Here is a 14,535-nt window from a genome sequence, read left to right as displayed (position 1 = left end):
CCCGGCCCGCTCGTAATCGGCTTTCCCACAGAGCCCCTCCGGGTGCGAAAATGGCTCCACTATGAGCAAGGGAATGTACGTACCGAAGGAGTCCCAGCCCAAGCAGGGCGGGACTGCCGCCAAGTCCAAGGACGGCGAGAAGGGCGGCAAGCGCAAGATCGTCGCGCAGAACAAGAAGGCCCGGCACGACTACGCGATCATCGACACCTACGAGGCCGGTCTGGTGCTCACCGGCACCGAGGTGAAGTCGCTGCGCCAGGGCCGGACCTCGCTGACCGACGGCTTCGTCCAGATCGACGGGGGCGAGGCGTGGCTGCACAACGCCCACATCCCGGAGTACAGCCAGGGCAGCTGGACCAACCACTCCGCGCGCCGCAAGCGCAAGCTGCTGCTGCACCGCGAGGAGATCGACAAGCTGTCCGTGAAGTCCGAGGAGACGGGTCACACGATCGTGCCCCTCGCCCTGTACTTCAAGGACGGCCGGGCGAAGGCCGAGATCGCGCTCGCGCGAGGCAAGAAGGAGTACGACAAGCGCCAGACCCTGCGCGAGCACCAGGACCGCCGGGAGACGGACCGGGCGATCGCGGCGGCGAAGCGCAGGCAGCGGCACGCGTAGCCCGAGGAATACAGTGGCATCGCCGTCCGTTGTTCACGTACGATGCACCTGTGCCTCACAGCAGGCACGAGCCCTTCGGTTTCGGAGGGATTGAAAAATCAACATGGGGATGATCGGTTTCGACAGCGGCTGTCGAAGCAGGGGAAGCGTGTCGAGGAAGCGGCAATGATCTCGTAAACCATATGTCGCAAAAAATAATCGCCAATACCAAGAGCGATTCCCAGTCCTACGCCCTCGCTGCCTAATTAGGTAGTGAGTGTAGGACCCTTAATGGGTGTCAGCCCGGGAGTGTTCCCGACCCGGATCCTGGCATAATCTAGGGGACTAAACCATCGAGCCCGGTCACGGGGTTCGGTGGGAAACCAAACAGTGGCTGGGCCCGTCGGCGACTTGTTCGCGTGATCACCGGGGCCGAGAAAATCGCAGCGAACTGCACACGGAGAAGCCCTGATTCTGCACCGTTGGACGCGGGTTCGATTCCCGCCATCTCCACTCATCCCATGTGGGCAGAGGCCCCGTCGCTCCTAGCGGCGGGGCCTTTGTCATAGGCGTGCGAGCTCGCCGGGGAGGCTTTCTTGAATTCGACGCACATCACGCTGCTCGGCGAGTACCGCGCGTATCCGCTGCGCGCGGGCCGGCACGACGACTTCGCACCGGACGATCCGCACGCCGCCCTCGGTCTGTCCGACGCCCTGGCCGCCGCTCTGTCGGCGTGGGCGAAGGACATCGACGCGGCCATGAACACCTGGCTGGCCGACCGCGACGACGTCCGCTGGGACGACGCGTTCCGGCGGCTGCACGAGGAGGGCGAGGCGCTCGCCGAACGCCTCGCCCGTGAACTCGGACCCGGGCGGACCGTGTCCTACGAGGGGGTGCAGGGCGTGTCCTGCGCGGTCCTCGGCACCCGCCTCGGCAACCCGGTCAGCGCAGGCTGAACGTCGAAAGCCGCAGCCCCTTGCTCAGTACCAGGTAGACGTCCGCGCCCCCGGCCGCCGGCATCGCCCCGGCCAGGTCCGCCGTCACCGTCTCGTAGGCGTACGGCGATCCCGTGCCCTCGGTGCGCACCGTGCCGGCGAGCGGGCCGGTGGGCGAGCCCAGGCGGAGTTCGACCGTGCCGGGGGCGGTGCCGGCGACCCGGGCGGTCAGCGCGCCGGCGGCCGTGGCCGGGCGGACGCCGGCGAACTTCAGCCACGCCCCGTCGGCGGACGCCTCCACCGCCGTGCCGCGGACCCTGGACTCGTCGACCAGGCGGGTGCCGGCGTAGTCGTCGAAGTTCTCGGCGCGGGTGGCGGCCGACAGGTCGCGGGGCGGGATCGTCTCGCCCTCGACCCGCCAGGTGGCGCGGGAGCGGACGTCCGTGGCGGAGGCGCCGGCCAGGACGTCGTAGGTGGCGGTCTCCGTCACCCACTTCGAGCGGGTGACGTCCCAGTGGGCGAGGTCGGCGGGGGTCAGCCTCAGCCGGACCGTCTTCGTCCGGCCGGGCTCCAGAGACACCCGCTCGAACGCCTTCAGCTGCTTCAGGGGCTGTTTGTCGCGGGAGCTGCGCTGGTGGGTGTAGAGCTGGACCACCTCGTCGCCGGCCCGGCCGCCGGTGTTGGTGACCCGCACCTCGTAACCGCCGGGGACCTTCTTCAGGGCGCCGTAACGGAACGTCGTGTACGACAGGCCGTGCCCGAACGGGTAGAGCGGCCGGCCGCGGAAGTACTGATAGGTGCGGTCCGACTTGATGATGTCGTAGTCGAGGATCGACGGGAGGTCCGACTCGGACCGGTACCAGGTCTGGGTCAGCCGGCCCGACGGGTTGGCGTCGCCGAACAGCAGGTCCGCCAGCGCGTTCCCGGTCTCCTGGCCCGCGTGGGAGGTCCACAGCAGGGCCGGGATCTCCTTCTGGAGCGCGCCGAGGGTGGTCGGGTAGCTGTTCTCGACGATCACGACCGTGCGCGGGTTGGCCCGGTGGACCGCTCTGACCAGGGCCTCCTGCGCGGGGGCCAGGGACATGTCGGTGCGGTCGTGGGCCTCACGGCCGTTGACGGCCGGGTGGGAGCCGACCACCACGACCGCCGCGTCCCTGCCCTTCACCGCGGCCACCGCCTCCGCCACCCCGCTGCGGACCACGTCCTTCGTGTAGTGCGCCGCCTGCTCCTTCGCCACCAGGCCGAGGGTGCCGTCCGGTCCGGTCGGGCCCAGGTAGACCGGGTTCGACCACCAGGACTCCGCCGTCTCGTAGCCCGCGTACCGCAGGAGGCAGGTGCCGTCCGGCTGCTCCTCCATCGTGAACTGCTGCTGCACGAACCAGCCGTTCGGCTCGGGCTGGTCGTTGACGAAGGCCGACCAGTTGTAGCCGACATATCTGCCGTTGGCGGCGGAGCGCAGGGTCACGACGCCCGAGCCCCAGTCGAACACGTCGAACTGGGCCTGCGCCGGTGGACCGGAGGGCGCGGCGCTCTCGCGCAGCGCCGCCCCCGACGCCCCCGCGCCCGCCGTGACATAGCCGCCCGTCGCCGTGTTCCGCAGCGCGATGCGGTCCACGCCCTCCGCGGCGGTCACCTCCGTGCCCAGCTTCGCGGCGATGCCGTCGGCCGGGGTGACGGCGTAGGGGAGGGTGCCCGAGTACCAGTCGGTGGAGACGGTGTCGGCGAGAGGGCCGACGACGGCCACGTCCTTCGCCGCCTTCCGCAGCGGCAGCGTTCCGCTGTTCTTCAGCAGCACCGCGCCCTCCGCCGCCGCCGTGCGGGCCAGTTTCCGGTGCGCCGGGCTGTCGATCACGGACGCGTCGATCGAGCCGTACCGGCCGCCGCCGGGGTCGAACTCGCCCAGCCGGACGCGGACGTTCAGGATGTGGGAGACGGCCGTGTCGACGTCCGACTCGGCCAGCAGGCCCCGGTCCAGGGCGGAGGTGACCGCGGTGACCGTCGGGCCGGGGTCCGCGCCGTTGTCCGTGAAGCTGTCGATGCCGGCCTTCAGAGCGGCCGCGTCGCCCTCGGCGAGCGTGGGGAAGTACCCCTGGTCGCCGGGGAGGTTGCCGGGGGCGAAGGCGTCGGTGACGTTGAGCAGTTCGCGGTCGGTCCAGGACCGTACGACCTCGTCGAGGTCCGGGTTCACCGTGTTCGGGCGGCCGTTGACCAGGTTGTAGGAGGACATCACACCGGTCGCCGCGTCCGCTTCGATCGCCGGTCCGAAGGCCGCCTCGTCGTACTCCTTCGCCACCCGCGGACGCAGGTCGGAGGAGGTGGTGGTGCGGTGGTACTCGTTGTTGTTGGCCAGGTAGTGCTTGAGGGTGGGGGCCGTCTTCAGATGGTCGGGGTCGCCGCCGGTCAGGCCCGTCCCGTACGCCGTGGACAGGGCGCCGGTGAGGTACGGGTCCTCGCTGTAGCCCTCCTCGTTGCGGCCCCAGCGCGGGTCGCGCAGCAGGTTCACCACCGGCGCCCACAGGTTGAGGCCCCAGCCGTCGGGGCGGGTCTGCTGGAAGCCCCGGGCCTCGTCGCCGACCGCCGAGCCGACCCGCTCCATCAGCTCCGGGTCCCAGGCCGAGGCGAGCCCGATCGCCTGCGGGAAGACGGTGGCCTCACCGAGCCAGGCGACACCGTGCAGGGCCTCGGTGCCGGTGCGGAAGGCCTCGATGCCCAGGCGGGGGATCGCCGGCTGGTGCTGGTGGAGCAGGGAGATCTTCTCGTCGAGGGTGAGCCGGCCGAGCAGGTCGTCGACCCGGCGGTCCACGGAGAGGGACGGGTCGCGGAACGGGAGGTCCGCGGCGGTCGCCGGGACCGCCGCGGCGAGGCTCGCCACCAGGGCGAGGGTCAGGACGAGCGTGGTTCCGGGTCTTCTTCGCTTGCCTCTCATGTCACGGCTCCTCAGGTCAGGGCCTTGCACTACGGGTCAGGGGTTCAGGCGGGGCGCGGCGCCGTGCTCGCCCGCCGGGTCAGCCGCGGCGGCAGCAGTGTCGCCTCCGGTACGGCCGCGCCGCCGAGCTTCTCCATCAGCAGCTCCACCGCCCGCTCGCCGACCTCGGCGGACGGCAGCGCGACCGAGGTCACGGGCACCCGCAGGCTCTCGGCCAGCTCGTCCGGGCAGATCGCGGTGACCGACAGATCGCCGGGCACCCGCAGCCCCAGCCGGGTGAAGGCGTCGATCAGCGGTTCCAGGACGGGCTCGTTGTGGACGACCACGCCCGTCAGTGCCGGCTGGTCGCGCAGCAGCCGCTCCGCGACCCGGCGTGCCGCCGCCGGGGTCGCCTCGCAGGGGTGGACGGCGCAGACGAGCCCGCCGCGGTCGGCCGCCGCGGTGAACCCCTGCACCACGCGCTGGGCGAACGCCGTCCCGCGCACATAGACCTCCGGCGGCGACCCGACCAGCGCGACCACCCGGTGCCCGAGCTGCGCCAGATGGTCCACACAGCGCTCGCCCGCCGTGCGGAAGTCGAGGTCGATGCAGGTCAGCCCGTCGGCCTCCTTGGGGAACCCGATCATCACGGTCGGCCGGTCCAGGGAGCGCAGCAGCGGCAGCCGGGGGTCGTGGAGCTGGACGTCCATCAGGATCAGCGCGTCCACCAGGGCCGTGTCCGCGACCCGGCGCAGCCCCTCCTCGCCCTCCTCCTGGGTGAGCAGCAGCACGTCGTGGTCGTGGCGCCGGGCGGCCGTCACCACCGAACCCACGAACTGCATCACGACCGGGACGTGGATGCCGGCCCGCAGCGGGACGACGAGCGCGATCACGTTGGAGCGGCTGCTGGCCAGTGCGCGGGCACCGGCGTGCGGGCGGTAGCCCAGTTCCCGGGCGGCCGTCTCGACCCGGCGCCGGGTCTCCTCGGAGATCGGGCGCTTGCCGCTGAGCGCGTAGGACACCGTGCTGGGGGAGACCCCGGCCCGCCGGGCCACATCGGTGATCTTCACCATCGGTCCTGCTCGGGGAGGTCCAGGGTGAGGAACCCGGTGCCCGCCTCGGCGTGCGCGACCCGGTCCCCGGCCGCCAGCGCCCAGGGCGCCGACGGCTCGCTCGCCGACGCCCGCAGGGTGTCCCCTTCCCGTACGACGGTGAAGGTCACGTCCGCGACCCGGACGGTCACCTGCGCCCCGCGCGTCAGGCCGTAGGCGCGCAGGGTGACCCCGTCGGCGTGCGGGTAGTCGGGCCGGTCGGCGTGCGCGCCGACCGGGAGCACCGCGCCGGGGCGCACCAGCAGCGGCAGCCCGAGGAACCCGTGCCGCTCGCGCACCCAGCGCGGGCCGGTCACCGTCCGTCCGCTCGGGTGGTGGGTCCAGGTGCCGTCGGGGACGTAGTACGAGACGTCCCCCTCGTCGCTGAACACGGGCGCGACCAGCAGGTCCGGGCCGAGCATGTACTGCCGCTCCAGATGCGCGCACCCGGGGTCCTCCGGGAACTCCAGCACCATCGCCCGCATCACCGGCACGCCCTCCTCGTGGGCGGTGCGCGCGGCCTCGTACAGGTACGGCATGAGTCTCAGCTTCAGCCGGGTGAAGTGGCGCAGGACGTCCACGGACTCCTCGTCGAAGAGCCAGGGCACCCGGTACGAGGACGAGCCGTGCAGCCTGCTGTGCGAGGAGAGCAGCCCGAAGGCCAGCCAGCGTTTGAACAGGGCGGGCGTGGGGGTGCCCTCGAAGCCGCCGATGTCGTGGCTCCAGAAGCCGAAGCCGGACAGCCCCAGCGACAGCCCGCCGCGCAGCGACTCGGCCATCGAGGCGTACGTGGCCTCGCAGTCGCCGCCCCAGTGGACGGGGAACTTCTGGCTGCCGGCGGTCGCCGACCGGGCGAAGAGGACGGCCTCGCCCTCGCCGCGGTGCCCCCGCAGCACGTCGAAGACGGTGCGGTTGTAGAGGTAGGTGTAGTAGTTGTGCATGCGCTCCGGGTCGGAGCCGTCGGACCACTCGACGTCTTCCGGGACGCGCTCGCCGAAGTCGGTCTTGAAGCAGTCGACGCCCTGCGCGAGCAGCGCCTCCAGGTGGGAGGCGTACCACTCGCGGGCGGCGGGGCTGGTGAAGTCGACCAGTGCCATGCCGGGCTGCCACATGTCCCACTGCCAGACGCTGCCGTCGGGGCGGCGCAGCAGATGGCCGAGCGCCTTGCCCTCGGCGAACAGCGGCGAGCGCTGGGCGATGTACGGGTTGATCCAGACGCAGACGTGCAGTCCCTTGGCCTTGAGCCGGGCCAGCATGCCCTCCGGGTCGGGGAAGACCCGGGGATCCCAGCGGAAGTCGCACCACTGGAACTCCCGCATCCAGAAGCAGTCGAAGTGGAAGACGGAGAGCGGCAGTTCGCGTTCCCGCATGCCCTCGATGAAGGAGGTGACGGTCTCCTCGTCGTAGGAGGTGGTGAACGACGTCGACAGCCACAGGCCGAAGGACCAGGCGGGCGGGAGGGCCGGGCGGCCGGTGAGGGCGGTGTACCTGCGGAGGATGTCCTTCGGGGTGGGGCCGTGGATGACGTAGTACGTCAACCGCTGTGTCTCCGCGCTGAACTGCACCCGGGAGACCGTCTCCGAGCCGACCTCGAAGCCGACCCGGCCGGGGTGGTCGACGAAGACGCCGTAGCCGGCGTCGGTGAGGTAGAAGGGGACGTTCTTGTAGGCCTGTTCGGTGGCGGTGCCGCCGTCGGCGTTCCAGATGTCGACGGCCTGCCCGTTCCTGACCAGCGGGCCGAAGCGTTCGCCGAGGCCGTAGACGGCGGACCCCACCCCCAGATCGAGCTGTTCGCGCAGGTAGTGGCCGCCGGTGGCCGCGTCCCGCATGATGCCCATGCCCTGGGGGCCGCTGGCGGTCAGGACGCGGCCGTGGGCGAGGAACTCCACCTGCCAGGGGCCCGAGCGGGCCACCCGGACCGACAGCGCGCCGGAGGTCAGGCTCACGTGCTCGTCGTCGTGGGAGAGCTCGGGGCGGGGGTCGGCCCCGGTGAGTGCGAAGACGGGCCGCCGGGGCGGTTCGCCCGTGAAGTGGGTGAGGGTGAGACCGATGACGTCGGGCATCGGGGTGTGGACGGCGAGCGTCAGGACGGGTCCCGTCATCAGGTCGCCGCGGCCGTGGACGGGCCGGGCCGGCGCGTGGATCTCCAGGCCGCCGTCGGCCGTCTCGGCGACATCGAGGACCTGGGCCGGGTGGGCCGCGGTGACGCCCTCGCGCAGCAGCCAGTATCCGTCGGAGAACTTCATGGGTGGGGGGTCTCCTTTACTTCACCGCGCCCACCGCGATGCCGCGGGTGAGCGTGCGCTGGAAGACGAGGAAGAAGACGAGGGCGGGGAGCACACCGAGCAGGGCGGCCGCGTTGGTCATCGTGGCGTCCATCAGCCGCTGGCCCTGGAGGACACCGAGGGCCACCGACACCGTCTGGTTGTCGTTGGAGATCAGCATGACCAGCGGGAGCAGGAACTCGTTCCACGTCCAGATGAAGAAGAAGACGAGGAGCACGCCGATCGTGGGGCGGCTGACCGGGACCACGATCCGCCACAGCACCTGCCACCGGTTCGCCCCGTCGATCCGGGCCGCCTCGATGATCTCCCGCGGGAACCGGGCGAGGACCGAGGAGAGCAGATAGGTGCCGAAGGCCGCCTGGATCACCGTGAAGACGATGATCACGCTCAGTCTCGTGTCGTACAGGCCGGCTTCCTTGCTCAGGTGGTACAGGGGGTAGACCAGCGCCTCCTGCGGGAGCATGTTCGCGAGGACGAAGAAGGCCAGGACCCAGGTGCGGCCCTTGATCCGGCCGATGCCGATCGCGTACGCGTTCAGGACGGACAGGACCACGGCGAGCACCGCCACCGAGCCGCTGATCAGGAGCGAGTTGAGCAGCTTCTGCCCGTAGTCCACCCGCTCCCAGAAGTCCTTCAGGCCGTCCAGGTAGAGGCCGTCGGGCAGGCTCAGCGGGCCGCCCCGCGCGTACTCCGCGGGGGACTTGACCGCGTTCACCGTGACGATCAGGAACGGTACGACCATGAAGAGGGCGGCCAGGCAGAGGGCGATCAGCACCGGGTAGCGGCGCAGGGCGGCTCTCATGCGGATGTCCCTTCCTCGGCGTCCTCCGCGCGGGTCTGGAGTTTCAGACCGGCCAGCGACAGGGCCAGGATGATCACGGTCAGCACGGTGGAGATCGCGGCGCCGTAGCCGACCTGCGTCTTCTCGAAGAAGGTGGTGAAGGAGAAGTAGGAGGGCACGTTCGTCGCCCCGCCGGGGCCGCCCTTGGTCAGCACGTACACCGCGCCGAACACCTTCAGCGCGGCGATCGTGCACCAGGTCAGGACGACGTAGATCTCCGGGCGGAGCTGCGGCAGCGTGATGTGCAGGAAGCGGCGCCACCAGCCGGCGCCGTCCAGTTCGGCGGCTTCGTGCAGCTGCGGGTCGACCCGCTGGAGACCCGCCATGAAGACCACCAGCGGGAAGCCGAGCTGCACCCACACCATCACCCCCATCACGCTGTAGAGGGCGAGGTCGGGGTCGCCGAGCCAGTCCTGCTGCCATCCGCCCAGCCCGACGGCCTTCAGGAGGGCGTTGAGGGAGCCGTCGTCGGGCGCGAGGATCCAGCTCCAGACGATGCCGGCGACCGCGATCGGCAGCACCTGCGGGAGGTAGAAGCAGGCGCGCAGGACGGCGGTGATCCGGGCGCCGAAGTACCGGCCGACATGGTCGAACAGGGCCGCCGCGAGGACCAGGCCGACGGCGGTCGGGACCGCCGCCATCGCCACGACCATGAACAGGCTGTGCCGGAAGCTCTCCCAGAACTCCGAGTCGTCCGCCAGCTCCCGGTAGTTGGCGAGCCCCGACCACCGGGGGCTGCCCACCCCCTGCCAGTCGGTGAAGCTCACGCCCGTGTTCAGCAGGAACGGGAGGACGATCACGGCGAGGAACGCCAGGACGCCGGGGAGCAGGAACAGGGTGTAGGAGTCGCGGGCGCCGCGCACCCTCATCGCTTCGGTACGCCCTTGTCGTAGGCCTCCTGGAGACTGTCGAGGTAGCCGTCCGGCCCGTCGCTGCCGGTGATCAGCTTCTGGGTCTCGGAGACGAGGACGTCGTAGAAGCCGGGCACCGGCCAGTCGGGGTAGAAGGCCAGGCCGTCGCGGTCGGAGACGGTGGCGAAGTGGGTGATCAGCTCCTTGGCCTTCGGGTCGGTGACGGCTGCCGGGTCCGCCGCGACCGGGACGCCGCCCTTGTTGCCGAGCAGGTTCTGGATCTTCTTCGACAGGGTGATGTCGATGAAGTCGTAGGCCAGTTCCTTGTTCTCGGCGTTCTTGGGGACGACCCAGAGGTTGCCGCCGGAGCCGAGGGTGAGGTTCGAGCCGGGCCACAGGGTGGTGCCCCAGTCGAAGCGGGCCTCGTCCTGGAAGCGGCCGTACCACCAGCTGCCGGAGAACAGGATCGGTGCCTTGCCCTGGAGGAAGGAGACGCCGGCCTCCTCGGCCTTGGTGCTCGTGGAGCTCTTGGCGATGTACCCCTTCTTCACCCAGTCGGCGAAGGTCTCGGCGGCGTACGTCCAGGCCGCGTCGTGGAAGTCGGTCTTCCCCTGGTACAGCTCGTAGGCGTCGACCCAGGCGCGGTCGGCCCTGGAGAGGGCGAGCTGGTAGAGGTACTGCTGGGCGAGGTACTCGGCGCCGGCGTTGGCGAGCGGGGTGATCTTCTTCTTCGTGAAGGTGTCCATCGCCGCGACCAGGTCGTCGAACGTCGTCGGTTCGGCCAGCCCGTACTTCTCGAACAGGTCCTTGTTGAAGTAGACCATCGTGTACTCGGCGTAGTTGGGCACGCCGTACCACTTGCCGGAGCCCATCACGCCGTTCGTGTCGTACCGGCTGGTGGTGCGCACGCCCGCGCTGAGCAGCTTGTCCCAGCCGCGCTGTGCCGCCTCGGCGGACAGGTCGGTGAGCAGGCCCTGCTTGGAGAGCAGGCCGGCGGTCGCGTTGCCCTTGTTGTACTCCATGAGATCGGGGGCGTCGGAGGAGTTCAGGACCATGGGGGCGGTCTTCTGGATCTGTTCGAAGCCCTTGTCCTCGAACGTGACCTTCACACCCGGGTGCGTGGCCTCGAACTCCTTGATCGCCTCCGCCCAGGCCACGCCCATCGCGCTGTTCGGGGCCTCGTAGTGCCACAGCCGCAGGGTCGTGGCGTCGGAGGAACCGCCGTCGGAGTCGCCGCAGGAGGCCAGCAGCAGGGCGCCCGCCAGGGCCGCCGCCGCACTCGCCACCACACGCCTTCTTGCCGTCAACATCCTGTGCCTCCAGGGGAGTTCGGATGGTCCTTCGGGCAGGAACGGTCGTCACGCAAGGGTCCGTCGAGCTCGTCGAATCGGTTCGATGCGTGACGTCGAAGCGCTTCGACGGGCGAAGGTAGGCGGCGGCTGTGAGCGCGTCAATGGGGCGCGGGGGAATTGGTGGGTGCGGTCGTGGCGGCGGGCGTCCTCGTGGCGAGGGAGACGAGCAGGGCCGTGCCGGCCGCCGCGAGCGGCACCGCGTAACCGGTGGCGGGCGAGAGGTGCTCGGCCACCCAGCCACCCGCCGCGCTGCCGGCGGCGATGCCGCCGAGCAGGCCCGTCACGGCCAGGCTCATGCCCTCGTTCAGGCGGGCGGCGGGGGTGCGCTCCTGGACCAGGGCCATGGTGGTGACCATGGTCGGCGCGGTCGCCATCCCGGCCACCAGCAGCGCGCAGGCCAGCAGCGGCAGCGAGCCGAGGACGGCCGCCGCGAGCAGCGGGAGGGTCAGCAGCGCGGTCATCGCGGCCACGCACCACGGGTGCCGGCGCGCGGCCGGACCCGACGGCCGCAGGGTCCCGTACGCCAGACCGGCCGCGCAGGAACCGGCCGCCTGGAGCGCGAGGACGACGCCGGCGGCGGTGCGGTGCCCGCGCTCGTCGGCGAACGCGATGGTGACGACCTCCGTCGCACCGAACACCGCCCCGAGGGCCAGGCAGCAGGCGAGGAGCGCCGGGATGCCGGGCGTGCGCAGCGGGGAGCCGGCCGGGGTGCGGGGGTGGGCGGGCGGTTCGGTCGCGCGTTGGGCGGCGAAGAGCAGGGTGCCGGTGACCAGCAGCACCACGCCCGTCAGCGTGCCCGCCTCCGGGAAGAACGTGCCGCACAGGAAGGCCGCGAGGACCGGGCCCAGCATGAAGCACAGCTCGTCGGCGGCCTGTTCGAAGGAGTTCGCGGTGTGCAGGGCGGCGGGGTCGCCCCGCAGCAGGTGGTTCCAACGGGCCCGGGACATGCCGCCGGTGTTGGGGGTCGTCGCGGTCGCGGCGTACGCGGCGAACAGGGTCCAGTCCGGGGCGCCGTGGCGGACGCAGAGCACCAGCGCGAGGCTGCCGAGCGCGGCGAGGAGCGTGGCCGGTACGGCGACCCGGGCCTGCCCGTACCGGTCGACGAGCCGGGCGGTCCAGGGCGCGACGAGGGCGGTCGCCGCGAGCCCGCTCGCGGTGACGGCGCCGGCGAGGGCGTACGAGCCGCGGGTGCCGGCGATCATCACGACCGCGCTCACGCTGAACATGCCCATGGGGAGGCGGGCCAGGAGGTTTCCGACGGTGAAGGCGCGGGCGCCGGGGACGGCGAGGAGGCGGCGGTAGGGGGCGAGGAGGCGGGAGGGGGTGCGGGGGGCGGTGGGGCGGCGGGTGGTCGGGTGCGGCGGCATGCACCGAGCCTCGCCCGCCGATGATCAAGGGGTCCAACACCTGTTCGAGGCCGATTCACGCACCTGCGTTGTAGATTCACCGGATGTCCGCTCACACCCACCTGGATCCCCGCCTGCTGCGCGCCTTCCTCGCCGTCGCCGAGGAGCTCCACTTCACCCGCGCCGCCGCCCGTCTGTACGTCGCCCAGCAGGCGCTGAGCCGGGATGTGCGGCGGCTGGAGCGGGAGTTGGGCGCCGAACTGTTCGTGCGGACCACCCGGCAGGTGACGCTCACCGGCGACGGGGAGCGTCTGGTGCCGCACGCGCGGCGGGTGCTCCAGGCGCAGGACGATCTGCTCGCCGTGTTCGGGCAGGCCAGGCCGCTGCTGGTCGACCTGAACACACCCGGACCGGTCACGGGGCGGCGGGTGCTGTACCGGGCGCGTGAACTCGCCCCCGAGCTGGAGCTGATGGCCCGCTACGAGAGCGGGCTCACGGGCGCGGCGGTGGAGATCGTCGCGGGCCGGCTGGACGCGTCGTTCGGGCGGTACGCGGGGCTGGACCCGGCGCTGAGGCGGCAGCTGGAGCATCAGCTCGTCCGGTGGGAACCGATGGCGGTCGTGCTGCCCGAGGACCACCGGCTGGCGTCGCTCGCGCGGGTGCCGCTCGCCGAACTGGCGGGGGAGCAGGTGTATGCCGGGGCCGGGAATCCGCGCACGCCCGAGTGGACCGCGCTCGCGCGACTGCTCTTCGAGGGGCGTGGGATCGCCGTCGCGGCGCCCGCCCCGCTGGCCGTCGGGGACGAGGAATTCCAGCGGATCATGGCGAAGGCGCGCACTCCGGTCCTCGCGGTGGTGGACTTTCCGGCCATGCCTGGAGCGGTGTTGAGGCCGCTCGTCGATCCGGTCCCTTTGTCCCCGGTGTCGCTGGTGTGGCGAAAGGGGCTGGTCCATCCGGGACTCGACGCGCTTCGACGGGCCGCGGCGGAGATCGGCGGCGCGCAGGGGTGGCTCCGAACGCCTGCCGATGGATGGATTTCAGCCATAGACATGGGCATGACGTCTGCACACAAATGACACATCGCGAACAAGGGGCCCATGCCTGCGCTAGATTCGTCGGCCTAGCGCAGTGGGATAAATGGGGCGCGAGAGCCGGGTGGGGGCCCGGTTCTGTCGACGCGTTCCCACGGTCGTACGCGCACCCAGATCGGTTCCGTGGGGGGAATGCGCACGTGAAGAAATGGCGGGAAGACACCCAACCGGAGTGGCCGGAGGCGGCCCCTCCGACCCGTGACGTGCCGGTCCTGGGCGCAACGGGAAAATCCGGTCGGTTACGTGATGTCACGGTGGAAACCGACACGAAGCTCGCCTCGAACGGGGTGTCCGAAAACGAACCTCCGAGCGAGCCGGCGGCGGCCGGGCTCCTGACCTCCGGGCCGTCGCGCCCCGGCCCCGTCGCTTCCGGGCCGGCCGACCCCTGGGGGGAGCAGGCCGGCAGCGGTGGCGTCGCGCGCGATCACGACCCGGACGAGGTGACCGTCCAGATCGACGCCCCGCACGCCGCGGGCGCCCGGAGCGGCCAGGAGGCCTCCGACGTCCCCGTCTTCGTCGACGAGTCGGGTCGCCGCAGCCGGACCTTCCGCCGGATCGGCATCTCCGTCGGCATCGCCTGCGGCGCGTACGCCGTCGTCATCGTCGCCACGCTGCTCTCCGGCAACGCCGGCGCGCCCTGGCTGCCGGTGCCCGGGCAGGGCGGCGACGACAAGCCGTCCGGCGAGGTCGACGCCACCCGGGGGCCGCGCGCCTCGGCGACACCCTCGGCCGGGCTGCCCGGCTTCGCGGCGCCCGGCACCCCGGGCGTCTCCACCTCCGCGTCCGGCGCCCTGCCCGCCAGTTCGGGGGCGAGCGCGGGCACCGGTGCCGCGACCGGCGGCGCGACGGCCCCGGCCGGGTCCGCGGACCCGCGGACCACCCCGAGCGGCAGCCCCCGGCCCAGTGCGGCGCCCAGCGGCTCCGCCTCCACGGACCCCGGCCCGAGCAGCCCGGTCGTCGGCGGCACGCCGACCCCGCCGGCGTCCACCCCGCCGCCCGCCAGCCCTTCCGCCGACTCCTCACCGTCCCCGGCCGGCGGCGCGGGCACCACGGTGGCCGCGGGGCCGCCCGCCCCGGTGCCGGTCGCCTCGCAGGACACGGGAGCCGGCGAACCCCTGCCCGCGGCCCGACCGGCCGCCTGACCCGGGGGAGCGGCCGCCGGCGCAGGACCGGCCCACGTCCGGGCCGGCCGCCGAGGCCGGGCCCGCGCCGCTCCCTCGCGTCCCCTGCGCCTCTCGCGTCC

At 71.8% G+C, this 14,535-nt stretch carries 11 protein-coding genes and 1 other RNA gene; 5 read left to right on the top strand and 7 right to left on the bottom strand.

Features of this window, described 5'->3' with window-relative positions:
* Positions 1-73 precede the first annotated feature (73 nt).
* From smpB to IE275_RS09620, 3 genes are all read left to right on the top strand, one after another.
* Positions 74-616, top strand: coding sequence for an SsrA-binding protein SmpB (gene smpB / locus IE275_RS09630; protein ID WP_189709883.1), 543 nt, complete (start codon positions 74-76; stop codon positions 614-616).
* 105 nt (positions 617-721) lie between these two features.
* Positions 722-1,111: a transfer-messenger RNA gene (gene ssrA / locus IE275_RS09625) on the top strand.
* An 80-nt stretch (positions 1,112-1,191) separates the two neighbouring features.
* A complete protein-coding gene (locus IE275_RS09620) occupies positions 1,192-1,551 on the top strand; it encodes an immunity protein CdiI family protein (protein WP_189709739.1) in 360 nt (119 codons plus the stop codon).
* On the opposite strand, the gene IE275_RS09615 is transcribed toward IE275_RS09620, so the two are convergent.
* From IE275_RS09615 to IE275_RS09585, 7 genes are all read right to left on the bottom strand, one after another.
* Entirely contained in the window at positions 1,538-4,456 is a 2,919-nt protein-coding gene (locus tag IE275_RS09615; RefSeq protein ID WP_189709737.1) for a glycoside hydrolase family 3 protein, read from the bottom strand. The genes IE275_RS09620 and IE275_RS09615 overlap by 14 nt on opposite strands.
* 44 nt (positions 4,457-4,500) lie before the next feature.
* Positions 4,501-5,508 (bottom strand): LacI family DNA-binding transcriptional regulator, encoded by a 1,008-nt coding sequence (locus IE275_RS09610; protein ID WP_189709735.1) that lies wholly within the window; start codon positions 5,506-5,508, stop codon positions 4,501-4,503.
* Complete coding sequence (yicI, locus tag IE275_RS09605; protein WP_189709733.1) at positions 5,502-7,772, bottom strand: alpha-xylosidase; 2,271 nt, start codon at positions 7,770-7,772, stop codon at positions 5,502-5,504. Before yicI ends, IE275_RS09610 begins: the two co-directional genes overlap by 7 nt.
* A gap of 16 nt (positions 7,773-7,788) precedes the next feature.
* A complete protein-coding gene (locus IE275_RS09600) occupies positions 7,789-8,613 on the bottom strand; it encodes a carbohydrate ABC transporter permease (RefSeq protein ID WP_189709731.1) in 825 nt (274 codons plus the stop codon).
* Positions 8,610-9,521, bottom strand: a complete 912-nt coding sequence (locus IE275_RS09595; RefSeq protein WP_189709729.1) for a carbohydrate ABC transporter permease — start codon at positions 9,519-9,521, stop codon at positions 8,610-8,612. The genes IE275_RS09600 and IE275_RS09595 overlap by 4 nt, the downstream gene beginning before the upstream one ends.
* Positions 9,518-10,813, bottom strand: coding sequence for an ABC transporter substrate-binding protein (locus IE275_RS09590; RefSeq protein WP_189709727.1), 1,296 nt, complete (start codon positions 10,811-10,813; stop codon positions 9,518-9,520). The genes IE275_RS09595 and IE275_RS09590 overlap by 4 nt, the downstream gene beginning before the upstream one ends.
* Positions 10,814-10,953: 140 nt before the next feature.
* Entirely contained in the window at positions 10,954-12,222 is a 1,269-nt protein-coding gene (locus IE275_RS09585; protein WP_229870164.1) for an MFS transporter, read from the bottom strand.
* Between the two features lie 83 nt (positions 12,223-12,305).
* Between IE275_RS09585 and IE275_RS09580 the strand changes: the two genes are divergently transcribed.
* Both IE275_RS09580 and IE275_RS09575 read left to right on the top strand, forming a co-directional pair.
* Entirely contained in the window at positions 12,306-13,277 is a 972-nt protein-coding gene (locus IE275_RS09580; RefSeq protein WP_189709725.1) for a LysR family transcriptional regulator, read from the top strand.
* A 269-nt stretch (positions 13,278-13,546) separates the two neighbouring features.
* A complete protein-coding gene (locus IE275_RS09575) occupies positions 13,547-14,434 on the top strand; it encodes a translation initiation factor IF-2 (protein WP_189709723.1) in 888 nt (295 codons plus the stop codon).
* Positions 14,435-14,535: the final 101 nt, after the last annotated feature.

Origin of the sequence: Streptomyces phaeofaciens, from assembly GCF_014648915.1 — a bacterium.
Lineage (GTDB): Bacteria > Actinomycetota > Actinomycetes > Streptomycetales > Streptomycetaceae > Streptomyces > Streptomyces phaeofaciens.
Note: the sequence above shows the minus strand (reverse complement) of the source record. Positions and strands in the feature narration are given on the sequence as shown.

Coding starts and splice junctions, on each gene's coding strand:
- IE275_RS09590 (WP_189709727.1), bottom strand. CDS start 10,813: ATGTTGACGGCAAGAAGGCGTGTGGTGGCGAGTGCGGCGGCGGCCCTG.
- yicI (WP_189709733.1), bottom strand. CDS start 7,772: ATGAAGTTCTCCGACGGATACTGGCTGCTGCGCGAGGGCGTCACCGCG.
- IE275_RS09615 (WP_189709737.1), bottom strand. CDS start 4,456: ATGAGAGGCAAGCGAAGAAGACCCGGAACCACGCTCGTCCTGACCCTC.
- smpB (WP_189709883.1), top strand. CDS start 74: ATGTACGTACCGAAGGAGTCCCAGCCCAAGCAGGGCGGGACTGCCGCC.
- IE275_RS09585 (WP_229870164.1), bottom strand. CDS start 12,222: ATGCCGCCGCACCCGACCACCCGCCGCCCCACCGCCCCCCGCACCCCC.
- IE275_RS09600 (WP_189709731.1), bottom strand. CDS start 8,613: ATGAGAGCCGCCCTGCGCCGCTACCCGGTGCTGATCGCCCTCTGCCTG.
- IE275_RS09610 (WP_189709735.1), bottom strand. CDS start 5,508: ATGGTGAAGATCACCGATGTGGCCCGGCGGGCCGGGGTCTCCCCCAGC.
- IE275_RS09580 (WP_189709725.1), top strand. CDS start 12,306: ATGTCCGCTCACACCCACCTGGATCCCCGCCTGCTGCGCGCCTTCCTC.
- IE275_RS09595 (WP_189709729.1), bottom strand. CDS start 9,521: ATGAGGGTGCGCGGCGCCCGCGACTCCTACACCCTGTTCCTGCTCCCC.